The organism is Pseudoalteromonas sp. MT33b (assembly GCF_014117385.1).
Classification (GTDB): Bacteria; Pseudomonadota; Gammaproteobacteria; order Enterobacterales; family Alteromonadaceae; genus Pseudoalteromonas; species Pseudoalteromonas lipolytica.
In genome coordinates this window covers 2,129,863-2,151,274 of record NZ_CP059831.1, presented here as the reverse complement: position 1 = coordinate 2,151,274, position 21,412 = coordinate 2,129,863, and the positions used below count along the sequence as shown (strand labels likewise).

General features: G+C 40.2%; 24 protein-coding genes. 17 read left to right on the top strand and 7 right to left on the bottom strand.

The annotated features are described in order from the left end of the window. Positions 1–45: 45 nt before the first annotated feature. Positions 46–588: a TetR/AcrR family transcriptional regulator gene (locus tag H3302_RS09810; protein WP_036967499.1), complete on the bottom strand. Its 543-nt coding sequence runs from the start codon at positions 586–588 to the stop codon at positions 46–48. Positions 589–684: 96 nt separating this feature from the next. Between H3302_RS09810 and H3302_RS09805 the strand changes: the two genes are divergently transcribed. Continuing rightward, entirely contained in the window at positions 685–1,161 is a 477-nt protein-coding gene (locus H3302_RS09805) for an HPP family protein (protein ID WP_036967502.1), read from the top strand. A 28-nt stretch (positions 1,162–1,189) separates the two neighbouring features. Here H3302_RS09805 and H3302_RS09800 read toward each other — a convergent pair whose 3' ends face one another. Further along, on the bottom strand, positions 1,190–1,567 hold the full coding sequence (locus H3302_RS09800) for a hypothetical protein (RefSeq protein WP_036967506.1): 378 nt from the start codon (positions 1,565–1,567) through the stop codon (positions 1,190–1,192). A 150-nt stretch (positions 1,568–1,717) separates the two neighbouring features. Between H3302_RS09800 and H3302_RS09795 the strand changes: the two genes are divergently transcribed. Further along, positions 1,718–2,470 carry a Nif3-like dinuclear metal center hexameric protein gene (locus tag H3302_RS09795; protein ID WP_182395052.1) on the top strand — a complete coding sequence of 251 codons (753 nt, stop codon included), beginning with the start codon at positions 1,718–1,720 and terminating at the stop codon, positions 2,468–2,470. An 18-nt stretch (positions 2,471–2,488) separates the two neighbouring features. On the opposite strand, the gene H3302_RS09790 is transcribed toward H3302_RS09795, so the two are convergent. From H3302_RS09790 to H3302_RS09780, 3 genes are all read right to left on the bottom strand, one after another. Continuing rightward, positions 2,489–3,253 carry a YdcF family protein gene (locus H3302_RS09790; protein ID WP_036967513.1) on the bottom strand — a complete coding sequence of 255 codons (765 nt, stop codon included), beginning with the start codon at positions 3,251–3,253 and terminating at the stop codon, positions 2,489–2,491. Positions 3,254–3,305: 52 nt separating this feature from the next. Then, positions 3,306–4,193, bottom strand: coding sequence for a LysR substrate-binding domain-containing protein (locus tag H3302_RS09785; RefSeq protein ID WP_036967517.1), 888 nt, complete (start codon positions 4,191–4,193; stop codon positions 3,306–3,308). A 796-nt stretch (positions 4,194–4,989) separates the two neighbouring features. Beyond that, positions 4,990–7,362, bottom strand: coding sequence for an EAL domain-containing protein (locus tag H3302_RS09780; protein ID WP_036967520.1), 2,373 nt, complete (start codon positions 7,360–7,362; stop codon positions 4,990–4,992). 191 nt (positions 7,363–7,553) lie between these two features. On the opposite strand from H3302_RS09780, the gene pyrC reads away from it, so the two are divergent. The 10 genes from pyrC to H3302_RS09730 all read left to right on the top strand — a co-directional run bounded on the left by pyrC (position 7,554) and on the right by H3302_RS09730 (position 16,697). Further along, positions 7,554–8,600 (top strand): dihydroorotase, encoded by a 1,047-nt coding sequence (pyrC, locus tag H3302_RS09775; RefSeq protein ID WP_075593165.1) that lies wholly within the window; start codon positions 7,554–7,556, stop codon positions 8,598–8,600. Positions 8,601–8,929: 329 nt separating this feature from the next. After that, positions 8,930–9,139, top strand: a complete 210-nt coding sequence (locus tag H3302_RS09770; RefSeq protein ID WP_036967526.1) for a cold-shock protein — start codon at positions 8,930–8,932, stop codon at positions 9,137–9,139. A 435-nt stretch (positions 9,140–9,574) separates the two neighbouring features. Next, positions 9,575–10,189: a response regulator transcription factor gene (locus tag H3302_RS09765; protein WP_036967529.1), complete on the top strand. Its 615-nt coding sequence runs from the start codon at positions 9,575–9,577 to the stop codon at positions 10,187–10,189. 474 nt (positions 10,190–10,663) lie between these two features. Next, positions 10,664–11,434 carry a DUF3450 domain-containing protein gene (locus tag H3302_RS09760; protein ID WP_036967533.1) on the top strand — a complete coding sequence of 257 codons (771 nt, stop codon included), beginning with the start codon at positions 10,664–10,666 and terminating at the stop codon, positions 11,432–11,434. 6 nt (positions 11,435–11,440) lie between these two features. Next, positions 11,441–12,805, top strand: a complete 1,365-nt coding sequence (locus H3302_RS09755) for a MotA/TolQ/ExbB proton channel family protein (RefSeq protein WP_036967535.1) — start codon at positions 11,441–11,443, stop codon at positions 12,803–12,805. Beyond that, positions 12,805–13,329: a MotA/TolQ/ExbB proton channel family protein gene (locus H3302_RS09750; RefSeq protein WP_036967538.1), complete on the top strand. Its 525-nt coding sequence runs from the start codon at positions 12,805–12,807 to the stop codon at positions 13,327–13,329. The genes H3302_RS09755 and H3302_RS09750 overlap by 1 nt, the downstream gene beginning before the upstream one ends. 14 nt (positions 13,330–13,343) lie before the next feature. Further along, complete coding sequence (locus tag H3302_RS09745) at positions 13,344–13,748, top strand: biopolymer transporter ExbD (protein WP_036967540.1); 405 nt, start codon at positions 13,344–13,346, stop codon at positions 13,746–13,748. Then, positions 13,748–14,365, top strand: coding sequence for an energy transducer TonB (locus tag H3302_RS09740; RefSeq protein ID WP_036967542.1), 618 nt, complete (start codon positions 13,748–13,750; stop codon positions 14,363–14,365). Before H3302_RS09745 ends, H3302_RS09740 begins: the two co-directional genes overlap by 1 nt. Positions 14,366–14,376: 11 nt before the next feature. After that, positions 14,377–15,636, top strand: coding sequence for a lipopolysaccharide assembly protein LapB (locus H3302_RS09735; RefSeq protein ID WP_036967545.1), 1,260 nt, complete (start codon positions 14,377–14,379; stop codon positions 15,634–15,636). 56 nt (positions 15,637–15,692) lie between these two features. Next, positions 15,693–16,697: a hypothetical protein gene (locus H3302_RS09730; protein ID WP_182395040.1), complete on the top strand. Its 1,005-nt coding sequence runs from the start codon at positions 15,693–15,695 to the stop codon at positions 16,695–16,697. 26 nt (positions 16,698–16,723) lie between these two features. Here the strand turns inward: H3302_RS09730 and H3302_RS09725 are convergent, their stop codons facing one another. Both H3302_RS09725 and H3302_RS09720 read right to left on the bottom strand, forming a co-directional pair. Beyond that, positions 16,724–17,059 (bottom strand): TraR/DksA C4-type zinc finger protein, encoded by a 336-nt coding sequence (locus tag H3302_RS09725; protein ID WP_074989275.1) that lies wholly within the window; start codon positions 17,057–17,059, stop codon positions 16,724–16,726. 51 nt (positions 17,060–17,110) lie between these two features. Beyond that, positions 17,111–18,088, bottom strand: a complete 978-nt coding sequence (locus H3302_RS09720) for a tRNA-dihydrouridine synthase (RefSeq protein ID WP_065978731.1) — start codon at positions 18,086–18,088, stop codon at positions 17,111–17,113. A 172-nt stretch (positions 18,089–18,260) separates the two neighbouring features. On the opposite strand from H3302_RS09720, the gene H3302_RS09715 reads away from it, so the two are divergent. The 5 genes from H3302_RS09715 to apt all read left to right on the top strand — a co-directional run bounded on the left by H3302_RS09715 (position 18,261) and on the right by apt (position 21,411). Then, positions 18,261–18,848 (top strand): hypothetical protein, encoded by a 588-nt coding sequence (locus tag H3302_RS09715; RefSeq protein ID WP_065978714.1) that lies wholly within the window; start codon positions 18,261–18,263, stop codon positions 18,846–18,848. Positions 18,849–18,902: 54 nt separating this feature from the next. After that, positions 18,903–19,766, top strand: coding sequence for a DUF692 domain-containing protein (locus H3302_RS09710; protein WP_036967556.1), 864 nt, complete (start codon positions 18,903–18,905; stop codon positions 19,764–19,766). Between the two features lie 28 nt (positions 19,767–19,794). Continuing rightward, the gene (locus tag H3302_RS09705) at positions 19,795–20,517 is read left to right on the top strand and encodes a DUF2063 domain-containing protein (protein WP_118844804.1); all 723 of its coding nucleotides are present in this window, start codon (positions 19,795–19,797) and stop codon (positions 20,515–20,517) included. An 86-nt stretch (positions 20,518–20,603) separates the two neighbouring features. Continuing rightward, complete coding sequence (locus tag H3302_RS19910; protein ID WP_256213662.1) at positions 20,604–20,726, top strand: hypothetical protein; 123 nt, start codon at positions 20,604–20,606, stop codon at positions 20,724–20,726. Positions 20,727–20,865: 139 nt separating this feature from the next. Continuing rightward, a complete protein-coding gene (gene apt, locus H3302_RS09700; protein WP_036967559.1) occupies positions 20,866–21,411 on the top strand; it encodes an adenine phosphoribosyltransferase in 546 nt (181 codons plus the stop codon). Position 21,412: the final 1 nt, after the last annotated feature.

Sequence of the window (21,412 nt, the reverse complement as noted above, 5' to 3'; positions counted from 1 at the left end):
AGCGTAAAGTGAAAAGCGGCCATTGAGCCGCTTTTTTTATGGTTTTTAATTTAGCAGGCGAGGGAATTGCTTCATACCAGACACTTTTGCTTGGCAAATCATTCCCTCAGTGAGTGTCATTAAATAGTGGCAAAGAGAATCAATTTTCTCGGCTTTTACGTCTTTACATTCTGACAAACGCTGTTTGATGAGTGAAGAAACAGCGGCTTTATGTGCTTTACATGCAAGGTTGACTGGGCTTTGCGGCGCTGAGTATTCTGCCGCTGCGTTAATGAACATACAGCCATTAAAGTTTCCAAGCTCTGCAACCTTAGAATGAAACCAATCTTCGAAGCTTGTAAATAAACGTTCTTGAAAATCGTGTAATGTCGTTTGTTGGTTGGTGGCGTTCTCAAGCCACGTGATGAATGTAGTGTGCCGTTCGTTTAGGCACGCTAAAATTAATTCATCTTTACCTGCAAAATGATGGTACATCGTTTTTTTAGCTACATTTGCTGCACTAATAATTTCATTAATCCCCACGCTGTGAATTCCTTTATCGTAAAACAATTCGAGTGCAGTCAATGTAATGTGTGTTCTTTTATCCATGCTTGCTCCTAGATAGAAATTCTAGCTTGACATAAGTAGACCGAGTTGTCTACTATTTGCAGGTAGACAACTCGGTCTACCTTGAGCAATGGAGATATGATGGACAAAACAATTAACAAAGCGGTTATTGCAGGTGGATTTGCAGCGCTGGCTATTTTTGTACTTGCTTACTTACAGCAACGAGGGGATTTTGGCATATGGTTAATGGCTCCATTTGGAGCGACTGCCGTTTTAGTCTTTGGTGTACCTACAAGTCCACTTGCGCGGGCCAGAAATGTGATTGGTGGTCACCTTATAACGGCGTTTATAGGAGTCGTATTTGTAAATTTTGTTGGTGTCAGTCCTTTTGAGATTGCTATTGCCAGTGGGTTGGCTATTTCATTAATGATGCTAACACGCACAGTGCATCCTGCCGCTGGGGCAAACCCTATTTTAATAATGCAATCGTTGCAAAGCTGGGATTTTTTAGTAATGCCCGTATTAACAGGTACCGTATTTATTGTGCTTTGTGGTTTTGTTTCACAATACTTGATAAATATCTCGATAACTGGGCATAAAAAAACCGCTAATTGATAGCGGTTTTTTCTCAATGTGTAATTAGTTACACAACACCACGAGGTAAACGACAATCGTGGTCTTTTTCAGCTAGGTTAACAATCCACAGCTCTTCAGCTTTGAAACCATCATCATTCGCTTTCACTACAGTGAATGGTGACTTTTTAACTGACTTAGCTGGCGCAGCGGTTTTAGTTTTGGTTTTTTTTGCCGGTGCTTTTGGTGCTTCTTCTGCTTTAGGCTCAGCTGTTTTACCAGAAGTGAGCTCTTCAGTCAGCGCTGCAACATCAGCAAGGCGCAAATTTTTGCCACCGTCGATGCTATACCAACCAGGTTTTGTTGTGATTTCAGGTTTTTTACCATTCGCTGCTTCATAAGCTGCTTCGAAGGCATTTAACACTTCTGTTTTGTCTAGTTTGCTCATCAGAGACCCTATACGTTGTAAACACAGATTAAGAATATATATTTATACCTATTTTCAGCTTACTTTTCAATTTTTTGCGATTTTCCTTCCATTTTTGACTTATAAACGCCAAAATTTGCACAAATTTAAGGGGTAGAGGACGATTTCTATATGCAACGTAAACAATTTACTCAGTTATTAAACGACATTCTAAAACCCGACTCAATCGCAGATTTTTGCCCGAATGGGCTTCAGGTTGAAGGTGCAAACGAGGTAAAAAAAATAGTGACAGGGGTCACGGCAAGCCAAGCATTGATTGATGCGGCTATTGATCACGGCGCGGATACTATTTTGGTTCACCATGGATATTTTTGGAAAGGTGAGTCTCAGCCAATCACAGGTATGAAAAAACGGCGTGTAGCGGCGTTACTTGCTCATGATATCAACTTATTTGCTTATCATCTGCCATTAGATGTTCATCCCGTCATTGGCAACAATGCGCAACTTGCACACTTATTAGATATTGAACTTAGCGCGGGCCTTGAAGCGGGACCAAACAGCGTCGCAGTAAAAGGATTTTTAAAAACACCTTTAACGGGCAAAGAGTTTGCAGACAAAATTAGCACAGTGCTACACCGTGAACCTTTAACGAGCTTAGTGCGCGATGACAAGATTGAAACCATTGCTTGGTGTACAGGGGGCGGGCAAGGTTATATTGACTTAGCTGCTGCTCAAGGTATTGATGCCTATTTGACAGGTGAAGCATCTGAGCAAACTATTCATAGCTCGCGAGAGCAAGGAATTGATTTTTTCGCTGCAGGTCACCATGCTACGGAGCGATACGGAATAAAAGCGCTTGGCGAGCTTTTAGTTGAGCAGCATGGTTTTGATGTTACTTTTATAGATATTGATAACCCTGTTTAATCTAACAGGGTTAAGTGATTACAACGCCTCTGGATCAATCCAGCGGCGTAATTTAATCCACAGACTGCCTACCTTTTCGTGGCTCACTCGTGTAACTGCAACGAGTACATCGGCACTGGGGATAAATTGTTTGTACATGGGAAATTGGCTGTAATCTTTATAATCTGTTGCTGCGGGTATTACCTCGATTCCTTGCGCGTTGAAGAGATCTTTTGCGCGCGGCATATGGCTTGCAGATGTGACTAAAGCACTCTTTTTGTCGACCAAATATATCGCCAGTCTTTTCGCTTCTTCTGCGGTGTCCATCGCAAGCGGGTTTTGTTTGATCCTTGATGCTGCGATACCTAATGTCTTGGCTGTTTCAAACATCAATTGGCTGTTTGTGGTATTGGCAAAGCCACCACCAGAGACAAATAAAATAGCATCCGGGTATTGATGCGCAAGTTTTACACCCTCTAATAAGCGGCTTATAGCACAATCGCCCAGTTGGTTATTAGCAACAAGTTGTGGATGCGGCATGATGGTACAACCTAAAACAACAATGTTATCAATCTGGGAGTGTTGGCGTTTATTAAATTGCCATTGTGGGTTATTACTTGAAGCAATCAGCGTTTGACCAACATAAGGGGTGCTTACAATTAGTAGGCTTAATACACTGATAAACCCTAAATAGAGCGCTTTTCGTCGCTGTGTTATCGCTAGAAATACCATTAATAATGTTATTATGCCAAGCAACGGGAGTGGCATTAACAATGAGCCAATTATCTTCTTAATTTCAAACATAGTAAATACAAGTGATTGTAAGATATAACGATGTTAGATAGTTTATCTGTGTTTAGCGACCATTATTTAGTTTGCAAGTATTCAAAAAATGGCGATATACAGGATTATCTTTCATATTTTTTTTCATTGCTAAGTACATAGGACGTGTAAGACCTAGAGCACCTAATGGAATTGATTTTATCAAGCCTTGGCTTTCATAAGGTGTAACTAACCAGTCTGGTAGCGCAGCAACCCCCATTCCAGCACTAACAAGCTGAAAAATTAATAAGCCTTGGTCAACGGTTTTAAGTGTGCCGTCAAAGCGTGCATTTTGTATAAAATGCTTAAAAATGTCCTGACGTTCACGTGGAATAGGGTATGAAATGATTGTTTCGTTTTTCAGATCCAGGGCGGTCACATAGGCTTTTTTTGCAAGCTCATGATCAGGTGCCACGATTAATTTTAATTTAAAGTCGAATAGATGTGCATATTCGAGCTGATCTGGTTCACGAATATCTGATGTAAGCACAAGATCGAGTTCGTCATTCATTAAATCAGGAATAGCATCGTAGCTAAAACCGCGTTCATAATCGACTTTAATGTCTGGCCAAAAATTATTAAATTCTTTAATTGTTGGCAGCAGCCAATGGAAACAGGCGTGACACTCAACACTTAATCTCAAGTTTGATATTGGTTGATTAAGACTCTCTTTTAATCGACACTTTGTGGCTTCTACCCGAGGAAGCACCTCGTTGGCTAATTCAAGTAAGAGCATGCCCTGCGGTGTGAAACGAACCGGTTGTGTTTTCCGTTCGAATAACTGGCAGTCGAGTTTATTTTCGAGATCTTTAATCTGATGTGATAACGCTGATTGCGTTAAGAAGAGTTCTCGGGCTGTATTAACTAAAGAACCGGTCTCTTTAAGTGTCGCAATTGTTTTAAGGTGCTTTATATCAATCATCTTTAAAAAATCTCATGAAAAATGTGAGTCAAACTCAGATTACAAACATACTACGCTTTCGTTTATATTTTTTCAACGTCTAGACGTCTAAAATGGCGTTGTTTTTTACTGCGTGTTTACAATAACCTTTCTAATTAACAAATGACAGCGTTGTCAGTTTGTTTTTTTACACTTGCTGCGATATTTCCATGAATTTACCTCAAGTTTATAAGTGGCGAATTTAGCAGTCATAGGAAAAGCGACAAAAAAGAGAAAACTCAATAAAGGTATCCCGAGTGCCGCCAGTGCCAAATTTAGCTTTTGAAGCCTAAAAATGTGAACTAGGCATAAGGTGTACTCAGGTATAAAGGTAAACTTAAGGTATAGAGTGAGAAAGATTAATGTGCTGTGTAGAGGGGAGTGGCATGTATATATTGCTCAATAGAGGGCTCTGTGTTCAGTGTTAGCAAGTTATATTAACAACCGATATAAAAAAGTATACGTTGAGTCATCCCGTTGCTAGCAAGGCGTTTAATTTAGGGCAATAAATGTGAGGTAAGAACACCGCGTCGTTAGCAAGCACATTATGTTATGTAGCTGTGTTATTTGTGTTTGGTAATCGCCTTTGCATTGCTGTAACTCCTGCATCCATGGAGGCGTTAATCAGACATCCTTAACGCTGTGTATGTCAGGTTTAATGCCTGAAAATGATTGCGTATGGTTGCTAAAGGTTATTACAGCAAGCTTATCAATAAACAAATCCGTCTTTTTACAGTAAGGTCGTTTTTTTCATGGCTTATAAAGGCGAGTATGCTTTTTATAAGCCATGTAAAATAACGTTTTTAGCATCCTTTGCCGGCATTGGCCTTGCTTTTAAAAAGCCTTGACCAAATTTACACGGTGTTTGTTTTAAGATGGCTAGCTGTTGCTCAGTTTCAATTCCTTCTGCAACCACATCAAGCTGTAATGATTGTGCTAAAGATAATATGGCATCTATTAATGGGTTATGTGATTTTGTAATATGATCAATAAAGCTCTTATCAATTTTTAAGATATGAATCGGTAATTGGTGTAAATAGCCTAGGGCAGAGTAACCTGTCCCAAAGTCATCTAAGCAAAGTTTTACTTCAAGGGGCGCTAACCCTTTTATTATTTTAGTTGCGAGTTCTAAATTACCTATTAGCCCTGATTCTGTAATTTCTAGACAGAGTGACCCTAACGGAAGTTGATACTTTTTATATAAAGCATGCATTTGGGCTACAAAATCAAGACTCGCAAAGTGTCTAGACGAGACATTAACAGTGACTCTGGTAAAGGGAAGTCCGTGTTGATACCAATGTGAAATTTGCTGAGCTGCTAAGTCGAGTAAATGCAGGTCTAAGTTGATGATTTGCCCTGTATCTTCTGCAACGGGGATAAAATCATTCGGTGCTACAAACCCTTTGGTTGGATGGTGCCAGCGTACCAGTGCTTCGAAGCCAATGACCTGTGCCTCTTGAATTGTAAAAATTGGTTGATAATACAGTTCAAATTCATTGTGTTCGATGCCATGCTGTAAATCATTTTCGATATCGGCATGGGTTTTTAGCTTTTTACGCATTGTGTTATTAAAAAACTTTACGTGTCCACGCCCTGAAGATTTAGCTTCGTACATGGCTGCATCAGCATGTTGCAATAATTTGTAAGCTTTGTCGTTTTCACTTTCACAAAATGCAACGCCAATACTGGTAGAAGCCTGTAATAAGTGGCCGTCAATATTGAGGGGATCAGCTAGTGCAGTTTGAATTCGCTCTAGGGCATCATTTATTTGCTGCTTATCGGTTATATTCTCCATAAAAATCGCAAATTCGTCTCCCCCTAAGCGGGCAAAAGTATCTGTGTTACGAATGGTGCCTTGAATTAACTCACAAATTCTCACTAAAAAATGGTCACCCACTTCATGACCTAATGAGTCATTAATACTTTTAAACCGATCAAAATCTAAGTACAACAACGCATGTTGGGTCTCTTTATTCGCACGTGCTAAACGCAATATGCCGTGTTTTATGCGTTCAATTAATAATGAACGGTTTGCTAACCCTGTTAGTTCATCATGTAATGCACGGTGCTCTAATTCTTGACGTGATAATTGACGGTCAATAGCCATGCTAATTTGGCGACTTACATAGGTAAGAAGCGCGCGATCATGCTCACTGTAGTGATAACGATCACTGTAGCTTTGCACCGCAATGACCCCGCTAATTCTGTCATTTACTTTAAAGGGAACACCTAACCATGACTCGGCTTGCCGGCCCACCATTTTAAAATGGCCTGCATCAATATGTTGCTGGAATTCTTCCTTATTGAATAATAGAGATTGCTCTGTTGTGAGCAGATAATAGGAAGCCGTGTCTTTTAATAGATCCTTAGAGATTTTTTTGTGTGCGTTAGAGCGCACTCCTTCTTCGATAATATAAACGATATCGAGCACATCACATTTTTTGTCATAAAGCCCGATGAAAAAGTTATCAGCCCTGAGTAGCGTGGTAATAATGGCATGAAGTGACTCAAAAAAGCTGTCGAGTTCGCTAGATTGATAGGTAAGATTGGCTATCTGTAGCATACAATTTTCAAGTTTTTGCGCATCGTTTAACTGATTAACAGTTTGCTTTAAGTTTTTAACGGTTCTGACTTGGTCGATTTTTGCACTGAGTAAATGGGCAACCGTTGATAAAATCTCAAGGTGAGCATCATTATAGTAATGTTTTTGCGGATGCTCGCAGTCAATGACCCCTAAGATTTTTTCTTTATAAACCAGCGGCACACATAATTCAGACAGGGCGGGGCGCGCATCTGCGATATAACGTTTTTCGTGTCTTACATCGCCTATCATTAAAGGTTTGCCAGTGGATGCAACATACCCGGTTATACCCTGATCAAAACTAATTTCTGTGCGGTCAATGTAATAAGAGTTATCACCGCTATTTGTTTTACCCATCGAAGCAACTTCTTTGAGGGTACGTGCTTCATCATCTGCTAAGTAAATGACACACTCAATGAACCCGAGTCTGTTTACAACATGTGATGTGACGTACTCAAGTAGCTCTTCTATGGTGTCTAACTGCATCAACGATGATGAAAACTGATTAATGATATGCAACTGATCTGTTTTGACTTCAAGTGCACTCGCGGTATCTAAATGTTTAGGCATAATAAAGAAAAATGAGCCAAATAATCTGTTAATTAATTACGTTAACCTACTATCAATATATCCACAAAGTTATTTTCAAAAAAAACTGAAACTGGTGTAAACTACGCACCTGAATATAAACGAAAGTAAGTCAATTAGTGATTTAACCTCGTTTAAGCTATCCCTCTAACTCTTAGCCGTGGAAACCAGCAATGTCAGATTTAAATACGATTCAAACCCTCACCATTACACGACCAGACGATTGGCATATTCATTTACGCGACGGTGATCAATTGGTCGATACTGTCCGTGATGCAAGCCGCTACATGGGTCGTGCGATTATTATGCCTAATCTTGTTCCACCGGCTACCTGTACCGATAGTGCATTGGCGTATTATGAGCGTATTAAAGCGGCTGGCCCACAGGGTGATTTTGAACCACTAATGGTGCTTTATCTCACTGATAAAACGAGCCCAGAAGAGATAAAAAAAGCAAAAGCAACAGGAAAAATTGTTGCTGCAAAGCTTTACCCTGCAGGTGCGACAACAAACTCTGACTCGGGTGTTACATCAATTAAGAATATTTACCCAGTTCTAGAAGCGATGCAAGACGTCGGTATGTTATTACTTGTTCATGGTGAAGTGACAGATTCATCGATAGATATATTTGACCGTGAAAAAGTGTTTTTAGAAACCATTCTTGCCGATGTTGTGAATGATTTCCCAAGCTTGAAAATTGTCCTTGAGCATATCACCACAAAAGATGCGGTAGAGTTTGTTAATAGCGCACCAGATAATGTTGCTGCAACAATTACAGCTCATCACCTTTTATACAATCGTAACCATATGTTGGCAGGCGGCATTCGTCCACATTATTACTGTTTACCTATACTGAAGCGCAATATCCATCAGCAAGCGCTGATTGCGGCGGCGACAAGTGGCAGTAAAAAGTTTTTCTTGGGAACCGACTCTGCACCGCATTATAAAGATAAGAAAGAGGCTGCTTGCGGTTGTGCGGGTGCTTATACCGCACATGCAGCGATTGAACTCTATGCAGAAGCGTTTGAGGAAGCGGGGGCTTTAGATAAGCTAGAAGGCTTTGCGAGTCATTATGGCCCTGACTTTTACGGTTTGCCGCGCAATTGCGATACCATCACGTTAGTGAAAGAAAGTTGGACAGTGCCTGCTACTTATAAATTAGGCGATTCGCAGGTAGTGCCTATTAAGGCCGAAGCGCAAATGGACTGGCAAGTAAAGTAAGATAAAATAAAGAAATAAAAGCCCATCAAAGTTGATGGGCTTTTTTCATTGTAATTTAATTGTTTAGAAATACGCCTGTCATATTTTTAAAACTGAAGGTTGACCTTAAAATAATTTTCGATTAATAGAGCTAAAAGACATTTATTGTGTTAGTCTTAAGTTGCTTTGAGTTTTTGCGTATTGAATTTACGGATAATGTGCGGCTTGTACGGTTACCGGTTGGTTATTAGTTCTTCCTGTACTTTACCCCAAGTTTATTGGGCATTCACTCAGGGAGGATAGAGCCATTATGGCTGAATTTTAATAATTGACTTACAGGAAAATTTGGTATGTCAAACACGGTTACTGGTAAAGTTAAGTTCTTCAACGAAGCTAAAGGCTTTGGTTTTATTGAACAAGAAAATGGTCCTGACGTATTCGTACATTTCAGTGCTATCACAGGTACAGGCTTCCGCACTCTTAGCGAAGGCCAACAAGTATCTTTCGGCATCAAACAAGGTCAAAAAGGCCCTGAAGCTGAGAACGTAGAAGTAGCATAATTTTTTATGTGAAACTTAGTACATTTTGGTGAAACAGTTTCTGTTTCACCAAAATTCATTCTTAATAAACACACTTCCTCTGCATAATTTAATCAATTACTTCTCATGTACCGAAATTATATTCCTCCAAAGGCATTAATTTAGGTTTTTTATATCAGCCATTCGGCTATAAGTTAAATAACTATTCCTTAAAAGCTACTCTCCATAACTAAAGTATTATATGCTTTGCGCAGGATCTATTTAATGTGACATTGATAGTTGTGTAATTTGGTAGTTTTTATCACTCAAGTTACGATTTCAAACTGGCGATAATAAGTTTGAAGATATTTTCAACAATCTGAAAATTTCCCGCTAAACTTAGTACAACTCGAACGTAGAAAAAATACTGAGTAATTCATACTTGTTTGATAAAATATAATGAAGGTTTGCTAATTGATGAGCATAGGAAACAATATTCTGCTGGTAGACGATCACCCGATGGTGGCAACAGCAATTAAAATGGTGCTAGCGAAGTCAACTCTCGTAAACGAAGTTCAAGCTGTTGCAAGTCAAAAGGAGGCGCTGCAGTTTTTAAAGAATAATAATGTTGCGCTAGCGATTCTAGATATTGAACTAGAAGACTCCGACGGCTTTAGTTTATACAAGCGAGCTGTCAGTGGCGGTTTTACTGGGAAAGTGTTGTTTTTGTCAGCTAAGCAAGACAAACACATTATTCGTACCGCTGCTAAATTAGGTGCACAAGGCTTCGTTAATAAAGCAGAAAGTTTAGAAGACATTTCGTCAGCTGTTGAAATGATTTTGCGAGGTTACACGTTTTTTCCACAAGACCACTTAGTGGCCTGTGAAAAAGACATTGATGAGCTGCTTACTGAGCGTGAACTTGCGGTAATGAATTATTTATTGCAAGGGCTATCCAATAAAGATATCGGTGAGAAGCTATTTATTAGCAATAAAACAGTGAGCACCTATAAAGCAAAGATTTTTGAAAAGCTTGAGGTAGACTCAATAATATCGTTGGCAAAGCTTGTAAAAGATCGCGCGGTATTCTAACCAATTTCTTGATGACACATAACACGCTCACTGTATTCATCCTTCCAGTCGGAAGGGTGAATTGCCTGCTTATTGAACATTAATCTCTTTTTAATGCATAAAAATTCTTCAAAACCGTTTTGTTCGAAAAAAAAGAGATTTTTTTTTTCACTTATCTTTACCTATTTAAACTTTTATTAAATGTTACATTTATGTTTAAGTTTGAATCTAATCTGAACGGAATGATTGCCAATCAAGGGTTATAGAACCTTAACGCGAACACCTCTGTTATATTTTTGTTAATTCATTGTTTTGGCTATTTTCATAGCAACGACGAGTGACCAAATTTTTCCGATGAAACCCGAACATCAAGTTGACAGACTCTAATGCATTTAGCATTATTGGAGGGTTGATATCTATTAAAAGATATCAGGGTTGTCCTCTTCGGAGGATAATTAAATTATAAAAGTAACATTACTTAATTGGTTGGGAACTATGTCTGTTAAAATCAGAAAGAGTCTTGTAGCATCTGCGTTGGTTGGCGCTTTTGCATTTGCAAGCAGCAATGTGATTGCAGATCCTTTGAAAGATGTGCAAGATGCAGGTCAACAAATTCAAAAGGCTGCTGTTAAGTCTCAAACTAAAATTGACAATGTATATGGTCAAACTCAAGAGCTAATCGCTGAGTACCGTAGCGTTGTTGATGAAACTGAGCTAATGAAGGTTTATAACGATCACGTAGCACGTTTGGTCGCTGACCAAAACGCTTCTATCGAATCGTTTGACCGTCAAATCGCAACAATCGATAACACGAAACAAAACGTTGTGCCTTTGATGTATCGCATGATCGATACGCTTGAGCAATTCATCAAAGCGGACGTTCCGTTTAATCTTGAAAACCGTCTAGCACGTGTTGAAAGACTTCGTGACATCATGGCGTCAGCATCAGTTACTACATCTGAAAAATTCCGCCAAGTTCTTGAAGCTTACACTGTTGAAACTGCGTACAGCTCAGCTGTAACTGCTGCTCAAGGTACTCTTGAGATCGATGGTAAGAGCATCAACGTTGACTTCGGTCGTTTAGGTCGTATTACTTACGTAGCTCAGTCTTTTGACCTTAAGCATGCGTGGGTATGGGATAACAACACTAAACAGTGGAAAGAATTAGGTGAAGAATACCTAAAACCTGTTAAAGAAGTTATTCGTATGGCGCGTAAACAAGCGACATTAGAACTTGTTAAACTACCAATCTTTGGCGCGGAGTAATCAATAATGAAGAAACTATTTAAAGGTTTTGCTGTTGCAGCAGTACTATCTGTTTCTGCAGGTACCGCGCTTAATGCACATGCAAACACTGATGCTTTAGACAAAATTCTTGAGCAAGTTAAGCAAGAACGTATCTCTGAAGGTAAATTAAATAAGCAACGTGAACAAGAGTTCCTTTCAGCTCGCGCTGACAAGCAAGCGTTACTTAACAAAGCGAAAAGTGACCTAGCTGCTGAAAAAGCGCGTGGTGACCGTTTAGCTAAAGAATATGCTCAAAACGAAAATACTTTAGCTGAGAAAGAGCAAGCTCTTTTAAATGCACAAGGTACGTTAGGTGAGATGTTCGGTGTTGTACGTCGTGCAGCAGCTGATGCAATCGGTTCAATCGAAGCATCACTTGTTTCTGCTGAAAAGCCAGGACGTGCTGAAGTACTTCGCTCATTAGCTGCAGCGAAAGAGCTTCCAACAGTTCGCGAATTAGAAGAGCTTTGGATTTCACTTCAAACTGAAATGACTGAGTCTGCAAAAGTTTCAACATTTGAAACTGAAGTTGCTGGTCTTGACGGTTCATCTTCTGTGAAAAAAGTAACGCGTATCGGTAACTTTAACTTAGTAACTGATGATGGTTATTTAATTTACTCTCCAGAAACAAAAGCAATCCAACCTCTAGGTAAGCAACCTGATAGCTACATCCTAGCGGGTATTAGCGATTTAGAAAATACATCTGCTGACAACTATGCTGGCGTATACATCGACCCGACTCGTGGCGCGATCTTACGTATCAATACGCAGAAGAAATCGTTAATGGAATACTATGAGCAAGGTGCTGAAGTTGGTTATATCATCACAGTATTATTACTTGTTGGTCTACTAATCTTCGTAGTACGTTTCGTTGATCTTGCGCTTACTAGCACTAAGATTAAGAGCCAGCTTAAAAACCTTTCTACTCCGAATACAAACAACCCACTGGGTCGTATTCTTAAGGTTTATGCTGACAACAAGAATCAAGACGTTGAAAACCTTGAGCTTAAACTTGACGAAGCTATCCTACGTGAAACGCCTCGCATCGAAGCTGGTATCAACATCATCAAGATCTTGGCAGCAATCGCACCATTACTTGGTCTATTAGGTACGGTAATCGGTATGATTCTTACGTTCCAAACAATCACATTGTTCGGTACGGGCGATCCGAAGATCATGGCTGGTAATATCTCTCTAGCACTTGTAACTACAGCGTTAGGTCTAATTGCAGCTCTACCACTTATCCTACTTCACTCAATTGTTGCTGGTCGTAGTAAGTCGGTTTTACATGTCCTTGATGAGCAAAGCGCTGGTATCATCGCAGCTCACGCGGAGAAGGAGAAAGCCTAATGCTAGTCCTGATGGAGATCTGGGAATCTATCAGGGATTTTGTTGGCACAGGCGGCCAGGTTTTATACGTGGTCGCGATAGCACTCTTTCTTATGTGGGTTTTAATGATTGAGCGCTATTGGTTCCTACTAGCTGAGTTTCCTCGTATGACGAAGGATATTGTAGCTCAGTGGGATGCCCGCCAAGACACTACGTCTTGGTACGCACACAGAATCCGTGAAGCATGGATTTCTGAAGCGTCTGAAAAATTAGATCAGCGTATGTTGTTGATTAAGACATTGGTAGCTATTTGTCCTTTAATCGGTTTATTAGGTACTGTAACGGGTATGATCGCGGTTTTCGAAACCATGGCTACTCAAGGTACTGGTAACGCACGTTTAATGGCATCAGGTATTTCAATGGCAACAATCCCAACAATGGCTGGAATGGTTGCGGCACTATCTGGAGTATTCTTCAGCTCACGCCTTGAAGCGAGAGCAAGAATGGCGAAAGCTAAACTTGTAGATAGCATGCCTCATCACTAGAGAGAGAATTAAATATGGCACGTAAACAACGTTTTCGTGAAGAAGAAGAAGCAGCGGTTGACATGACGCCAATGCTTGACATCGTATTTATCATGCTTATTTTCTTTATCGTAACTACATCGTTCGTTAAAGAGGCTGGTATCGAAGTCAATAAACCTAAGGCAGCCCAAGCTACGAAGCAAAAAAATGCAAATATTTTTGTTGCTATTCGTGCTGACGGTGCGATCTGGATTGATAAACAACAAGTAGACGTTGAACGTGTTTCAGCTAAACTTGAAAGTTTATTAGCAGAACAACCTACTGAAGTTGTAATTTTGCAAGCTGATAAAGAAGCAAAACACGGCGTAGTAGTTAAAGTTATGGACCAGATCAAAGCGACGGGTGATAACCTTAAAATTTCAATAGCTGGAGATCAGTAATGATTCGTTTTCTGTTTTCACTGATTGCAGGTGGGGCAGTTACTTTCGGCTTGTTCTACTTCATGGCGTACCTCATCTCCGGTGGAGCTGATCGTGCGACTGAACAAAAAGAACAGATTGTAGTCGAAATTATGACGAATCCGCCTGAATCTAAGGTGCAGGAGAGGAAGCGTGTTCCGCCTCCGCCTCCGCCACCGCCAAAGCAGCCGCCTAAGCCGCAGCCGCCTCAGCCGGAAAACAGCAACCCTAACACTGGTGGTTTGTCATTTAATATGCCAAGCATTGATGTGGGTGGCACAGCTGGAGGCCTAAGTGGTCCAGGTGCATTTGGACGTGATGGTGATGCGACACCTATCGTTCGTATTGAACCAAAATACCCTACGCAAGCAGCGCGTGACGGTAAAGAAGGTTGGGTTCAACTTTCATTTACTATCAATGAAGTAGGTGGTGTAGAAGATGTTGAAGTGATCGACGCTGATCCAAAACGTATCTTTGACCGCGAAGCTAAACGTGCACTTCGTAAGTGGAAATACCGTCCGAAAATCATCGATGGTAAACCACAAAAACAATTTGGTCTTCAAGTACAACTAGACTTTAAACTTAACCAAGGCAACTAAGGAGGCGAGTAATGAGAAATTTATCTAAAGTAACAGCACTTGCGCTTCTTATGACTCTTTCAGGTGTGGTTTTCACTGCACCTGCTTTAGCAGCGCCAGATTACGCGAAGATTGAAGCGCGTAAAAAAGCAAAAACTAAAGTAATGGGTGAGCGCGTTGGTAAGAAAGTTATTAAAGCATTCGACCTGTACAATGAAGAGAAGCTTGATGAAGCGATTGCATTACTTAAAGAAATTGATCCATCGGATGAGTTTGATAAGGCAACTGTTGATCGCTACCTAGGTCAAATGTACGCTCAAAAAGAGCAGTATAAACTGGCTATCAAGCATGTCGCAGCGGCGGTGAAACCTGATGTATTAAACTTTGCTGACCAATCGCAAGGCTTAAAACTATTAGGTGACATGTACGCGGGTACTGAGCAATACGCAAAAGCAAAAGATGCGTATTACGCTTGGATGGACTTCACAGGTGAAGAAGACGACAAAGTTTACACTCGTATTGCGCAAGCAAACTATGAGTTAAAACAGTTTAACGACGTTCTTCCTGCTGCAAACAAAGCAATCAAATTGGCGGAGGAGCCTTCTAAAGCTTCTTACCAATTAAAGCTAGCTGCCTATTTTGAACTTAAACAGTACAAAAACATGGTAGAAGTAGCGGAAGAGATTGTTCGTGTTTGGCCTGAAGACAAAAAAGCCTGGGTTGGTTTAGGTAAATACTACCTTCAAACTGAAGACTTCAAGAAAGGTCTAGCGACCATGGAAGTTGCCTATAAAAATGGCTATTTTGAAAACGAAGTTGAATACAAAGTACTTTCTAACTTTTACTCGTTAAACGAAATTCCTTACAAAGCAGCTATTGTGCTTGAAAAGGCAATTAACGAAGAAAAAGTGGTTCGTAACAAGCAAAATATCAGTGCAGTGGCATCTAACTATCACCGCTCAAAAGATATTGAGAAAGCAGCTAAGTACTATGAAGAAGCGGCTAAATTTGATGACGATGCAGAGCTTTATCGCAAAGCAGGTTCATTACTTTTACAATCGCAAAATTATGGTGCAGCCGTTGTTCGTTTGAACAAGGCATTAGAGTTAGGTTCTGATAAAACGGGATCTATCTATACAGACTTAGCTGAAGCTTATTACTACCAAGAAAAGTATAAGCAAGCGTATGCTGCTATTACAAAAGCAATGGATGATCCGCGCACGCGCAAATTTGCGAAGAGCTGGTCGACCTACATCAAAGATAAAGCCGCTCGCAACGGTGTAAAAATCTAATTGATGTTGTTTTAAAATAAAAAGCCCCTCTGGGGCTTTTTTTATGGAATTTTATTATGATAAGACAGATCGTTTTGTTGTTATTAGTCAGTGTCATGTTATCTGCTTGCAGTGAGCAAAGTGATCGCTTTAGCACGTATACCGAAGGACAACAGCAAATTGGCAATATAAATAATCTTTTATCAACCCAGCTAGACAATGGTGGCAAAACATATTGGCCATTTTCTGAAGCGTACTTACAGGCTCGTCATCTTGCTTACCAAGGCTTAGCAAATGTTGAGTTGAGTGATTCACAGCAAGCGCAGTTAAATTATTTAATTATTGCGCAGCGATATCCAGAACGATTTTTTGTATGGCCCGTACAGCGTGATGTGATAAGTAATGCTATAAAGCAAGATGATTACACACCGGAAGCGCTCGGCAAGTGGATAGAGCGAGTAGAAACAAAACTCATAGAGGCTGAGCAAAGTAATTTAAGGCTTAATAAGCTTGAGCTAAAGTTGTTACGCAGTATGGTGAAATCTCACCTCGATAATAATAATGAAAATGTCGTGATGGCACTAACGAAGCTTAATCAATATTTAGCGCAATACAAGCCTCGAACAAAACTGGGGTTAGTTGGGCTTGCGAATGGTAAGGATTGGTATCAAAGTAAACTTAATTATTTTGCCAATACAACAAAGCCACCCTTGTCTTGGTTAAGTGAGATTCAGCATTTACTAAAAGAAAAGCCCACAGTCGATTTGTCATTACCTGTTTTTTCATCACATAACAAGCCACTCGTGTTGCAGTATTTAGAGGACGGCGATTTACATGCTGGGCTTGACTGGCAATTAGATTTCATTGATGCCAAACAAAGTAAACGTCAATTGAATCAAGATGAACAATACTTTTGGTCTGTAATGATGGAAACCGATTTAGGGATTCATTATCACACTTGGAATGAGCAACAAGCACGTGTAAATTTAATGAAGCGTTTAAGTGTTAATCAGCAGCAGGCTGATTGGCTAATCGAAGATATTGTACTTTATCCTGCAATGAGCTTTATTTTTGCGCGTTAACTAGGTTATCTATTCAACACTGCGCTTTAAGGAGCGCAGTGTCGGCAGCGTTGGCTTGCAGGGTCTGCAATTAAACGCTCATTATCAATTTTTTCCTCACAGTCACAGCAATAACCATATTGACCAATATCAATTTGGCACAGTGCTGCTTCGAGTTTTTCTAACCGAGATATCAATATTTGAAATTCGGGTCCGAGATTATTCGCTGTCATTTCTAACCAAACAGAAGGCGGGTTATCCTTAAGTTGCGAGAGTAGTTGCTGATGGTGACCTTGATTAGAACTAGCCAACATATCAAGTAAACGTTGTCTAACCTGCGCCAGTTCCGCAGATAGCTTTGTTTGGATTTCAGTATTGTTCATCGCGTTTGTTCCAAGTGGGCAATACTTTAATTATCCAACAAAAGCGATCCATTAGTTATGATTTGCATCAAAACTAGGCGCTTTGGCATACTTTCTTAGTACATTTGCAACGTCATCTTTCGCTTTTAAACGTCTAATTTCATCAAAAAGTGTATGTGCTTGTGGGTATTGGCGTTTCAGATAACCAAGCCACTGCTTGGTGCGAGAAGCAAAATATTTTTCACACTTACTCTCGTCTTGGTGCATTGATGAGTGAATAATGTGGTAAATAACATGCTCCCATTGCAGTGGGGTATATGTTTCATTGTTTACATGCGCTTTAATTTGCATTGCGAGATCTGGCATTGCCAAGGCGCCTCTGCCAAGCATTAAGTTTTGACATTGACTACGAATTTGGCACAGCATTGCGTCTTCGACTTGCCATATTTCACCATTAGCCACTACAGCAATATCTTTATTTTTAATTAATGGCGGGATTTTTTCCCAGTATGCAGGAGGGTTGTAGCCATCACGTTTTGTTCTTGCATGGATAGCGAGGCTAGATGCACCCGCGCTGACTACCGCATCAACGATTTCTTGGCTATTACTATCATCATCAAAGCCCAGTCTAATTTTAGCGCTTACTTGATGTTTGCTATCTACAGCATCGCGAACCGTTTTAATGATGTCGTACATATGCTCCGGATCTTTCAATAATACTGCGCCGCCTTTACTTTTATTGACCGTTTTTGCGGGGCAACCAAAATTTAGATCAATACCGTGTGAGCCTAAGCTAATCGCCTTTACAGCATTTTCAGCTAATGCATCTGCAACTTGGCCAAGTAGCTGAATTCTCACTGGTGTTCCAGCACGGGTGTAGCCATCTGTTTTTAATTCAGGGCAGTAGCGATGAAATACACGTTCTGGAAGTGTTGCATCAACAACACGCACAAATTCAGTCACGCATAAATCAAACCCACCTATGTCAGTAAGAAGCTGTCTCATTTTAAAATCGACAACGCCTTCCATTGGTGCTAAAACTAGTTGCATAATACCATTAAACTTAATGAAAAATTGGACGCGTATTTTACCTGCAATTAGCAACTTGATAAATCGTAATTTGCTTTGTAGGGCGATTTACTAAAATAATTGCATAAATATGAAATTAATTTTTAATCGTCGGGTCTTGTTTAATATACCTTATAAAAAAGAGAGTCATCGTATGAACACAGTTAAGAAAAACTCAATTGCATTAACATTAGGCGCCGTTGTTGTGGGTGCATCAAGCTTTGTAGCCACCGATGTAAATGCAAACCCATTTGAGTTCCAACAAATGCAAGCGGGTTACCAGCTTGATGCTGCTGAAGGCAAATGTGGCGAAGGTAAATGCGGTGCCGAGAAAAAGGCTGAAAAAGAAGGTAAGTGCGGCGAAGGTAAATGCGGTGCCGAGAAAAAGGCTGAAAAAGAAGGTAAGTGCGGCGAAGGTAAATGCGGCGCTGACAAAAAAGCAGCCAAAGAAGGTAAGTGTGGCGAAGGTAAGTGCGGCGCTGACAAAATGGCATCTAAAAAAGCAGCCAAAGAAGGCAAGTGTGGCGAAGGTAAATGTGGCGCTGACAAAATGGCATCTAAAAAAGCAGCTAAAGAAGGCAAGTGCGGTGAAGGAAAATGCGGCGCTGACAAAATGACATCTAAAAAAGCAGCCAAAGAAGGCAAGTGTGGCGAAGGTAAATGTGGCGCTGACAAAAAGGAATCTAAAAAAGCTGCTAAAGAAGGTAAATGTGGTGAAGGTAAGTGTGGTTCAAACCACTAAGCTTTTACTTAGCGAGTAAAAGGGCCATTTAGGCCCTTTTTAGTAGGAGATGATATGTCATTTGAATCGACCTTGGATTTTGGCCAAATTGGTTTAGGACTTCGACGTGAAATGCTTGATGATATGCTCGCAGATGTCCCAAAGCCAATTGATTTTTTAGAAGTGGCACCAGAAAACTGGTTGAAGCTAGGCGGTCGTTTTGCTAAACAGTTTAAGCAACTTACAGAGCAACATGCATTTATTTGTCATGGTTTATCGTTATCAATCGGCTCACCCGCCGCGCTGGATGTCGAGTTTGTAAAATCATTAAAAGCCTTTTTTAAAGAGCATAACATACGCTTGTTTAGTGAACATTTAAGCTATTGTTCGGGAGAGGGTCATATGTATGATTTAATGCCAATTCCTTTTACTGAAGAAGCTATTAAACATGTTGTTTCACGTATTAAACAGGTTCAAGATATTTTAGAGCAGACTATCGCTATCGAAAATGTGTCGTACTATGCGGCTCCAGGCCAAGAAATGACGGAGCTTGAATTCACAAAAGCGATACTTGAAGAAGCCGATTGCCAACTCTTACTCGATGTTAATAATATCTATGTAAACTCAATAAATCATGGCTACGATGCAACGCATTTTTTAATGGGCTTGCCTAGCCATCGAATAGCGTATGGACATGTTGCGGGGCATTATACTGAAGCTGAGGATTTATTAGTCGACACGCATGGCTCACCCGTTATAGACCCTGTTTGGCAGCTGCTAGAAAAGGCGTATGATGTGCACGGTGTGTTTCCAACACTGCTTGAGCGTGACTTTAATATACCGCCAATGAATGAGCTTCTTGCTGAGCTGGCAATTATCAATAACTTACAACGAGCAGCTTTAAAAACAAATCAACCAACGGTGAAACAAAGTGCCTAGTCATTTTATTGAAGTCCAACAGCAATTTATGGCGCATATCCGTGATCCTGCTCACAACGCAAAACCAGCTGATGTTGAAGAGCGACGAATGGCGATTTATCGTGACTTATTTTTCAATAATGTTGATGGTTTTGTAAGTTCAGCATTTCCTGTATTAAAAAGTTTGTATAAAGAAGATGATTGGCAACAAAGAGTGCGGCAGTTTTTTAGTAAACATGATTGCAGTTCTCCGTTTTTTTTAGACATTGCAGGAGAGTTTTTACAGTTTCTTGCTGGCAGCTACACAAAGCAAAAAAACGATCCGCCATTTATGCTCGAATTAGCCCATTATGAATGGGTTGAACTCGATGTATCGGTGTCACATCAAGGTAGTCATGAAATAAATTTAGAAGCTAACCAAGTTGCGCGTGCAGGTTTATATTTAACCAGTTTGGCACGTAATTTAAGTTATCTTTACCCAGTACATACAATCAGTCAGGATCATCAACCTACAGTGCCTGCCAGCGAACCCTATTATTTTGTTGTGTATCGCGATAACAACGATGAGGTACAATTTCTCTCAACAAATGCAATGACCGCTTTATTGTTAAGTATTATCGAATCACAACCCGGTATTGATTTAGCTGAGGTATGTCAGCAGGTTGCAAAACATGCCCCACAATTTACATTAGAACAGCTGTATCAAGGAGCATTAAGTACACTGAGTTCAATGGCTGAACGAGGCGTCATTGTCACTCAGCGAGCACCTTAAAAAACAGCATAAACGCTTTATTGATGTAAGCACTTCGACTATTATGTGCGCTTTGTTTTATCGTGCTTAATAGAAAGGTAGTAATTATGTCGAATGATAAAGACTTTAAAGATCCGTTCAACGCAACGTATTTTATTGCGTTCCTAGCAGTGTTTGCTGGTATTGGTTGCCTTAACGCTATCCTAGGCTGGATCACCGCTTTATCTTAATATGCGTATGCAAATTTAAGACATCAGGCTGCATTATGCAGCCTTTTTTGTGCTTATTTCAAAACTTGCTACCGACTTTTAAATAAGGCGATGTTATACTCGCAAGCTTTGTTATATTAACTATTGAGCAGTATAAATTATGACTCAAGCAACTTCAGCGCTCATTAAACAGAGCATTGCAACTATCGCTGATTACCCTAAGCCAGGTATTATGTTTCGTGACGTAACAACCTTAATGGCAAACGCAGACGCTTTTAAAGCAACAATTGATAGCTTTATTTCTGCGTATAAAGATCAAGGATTTACTAAAATCATTGGTACAGAATCACGTGGCTTTATTTTTGGTGCACCCCTATCTTATGCGCTGGGTATTCCGTTTATTCCTGTGCGTAAACCAGGCAAGCTTCCGCGTGAAGTCATTTCGCAAAATTACCAATTAGAGTATGGTGAAGATACACTTGAACTTCATACTGATGCTATCGTTGCAGGTGATAAAGTGTTATTAGTAGATGACCTACTCGCGACAGGCGGCACAATTGAAGCAACGGCTAAACTTGTTGCTAAATTAGGTGGTCATGCAACCGATGCTGCTTTCGTTGTTTCATTACCAGAGCTTGGTGGAGAGCAGCGTGTTGCACAAATGGGCATTAAAATTCTAAAGTTGGTTGAATTCGAAGGCGAATAAT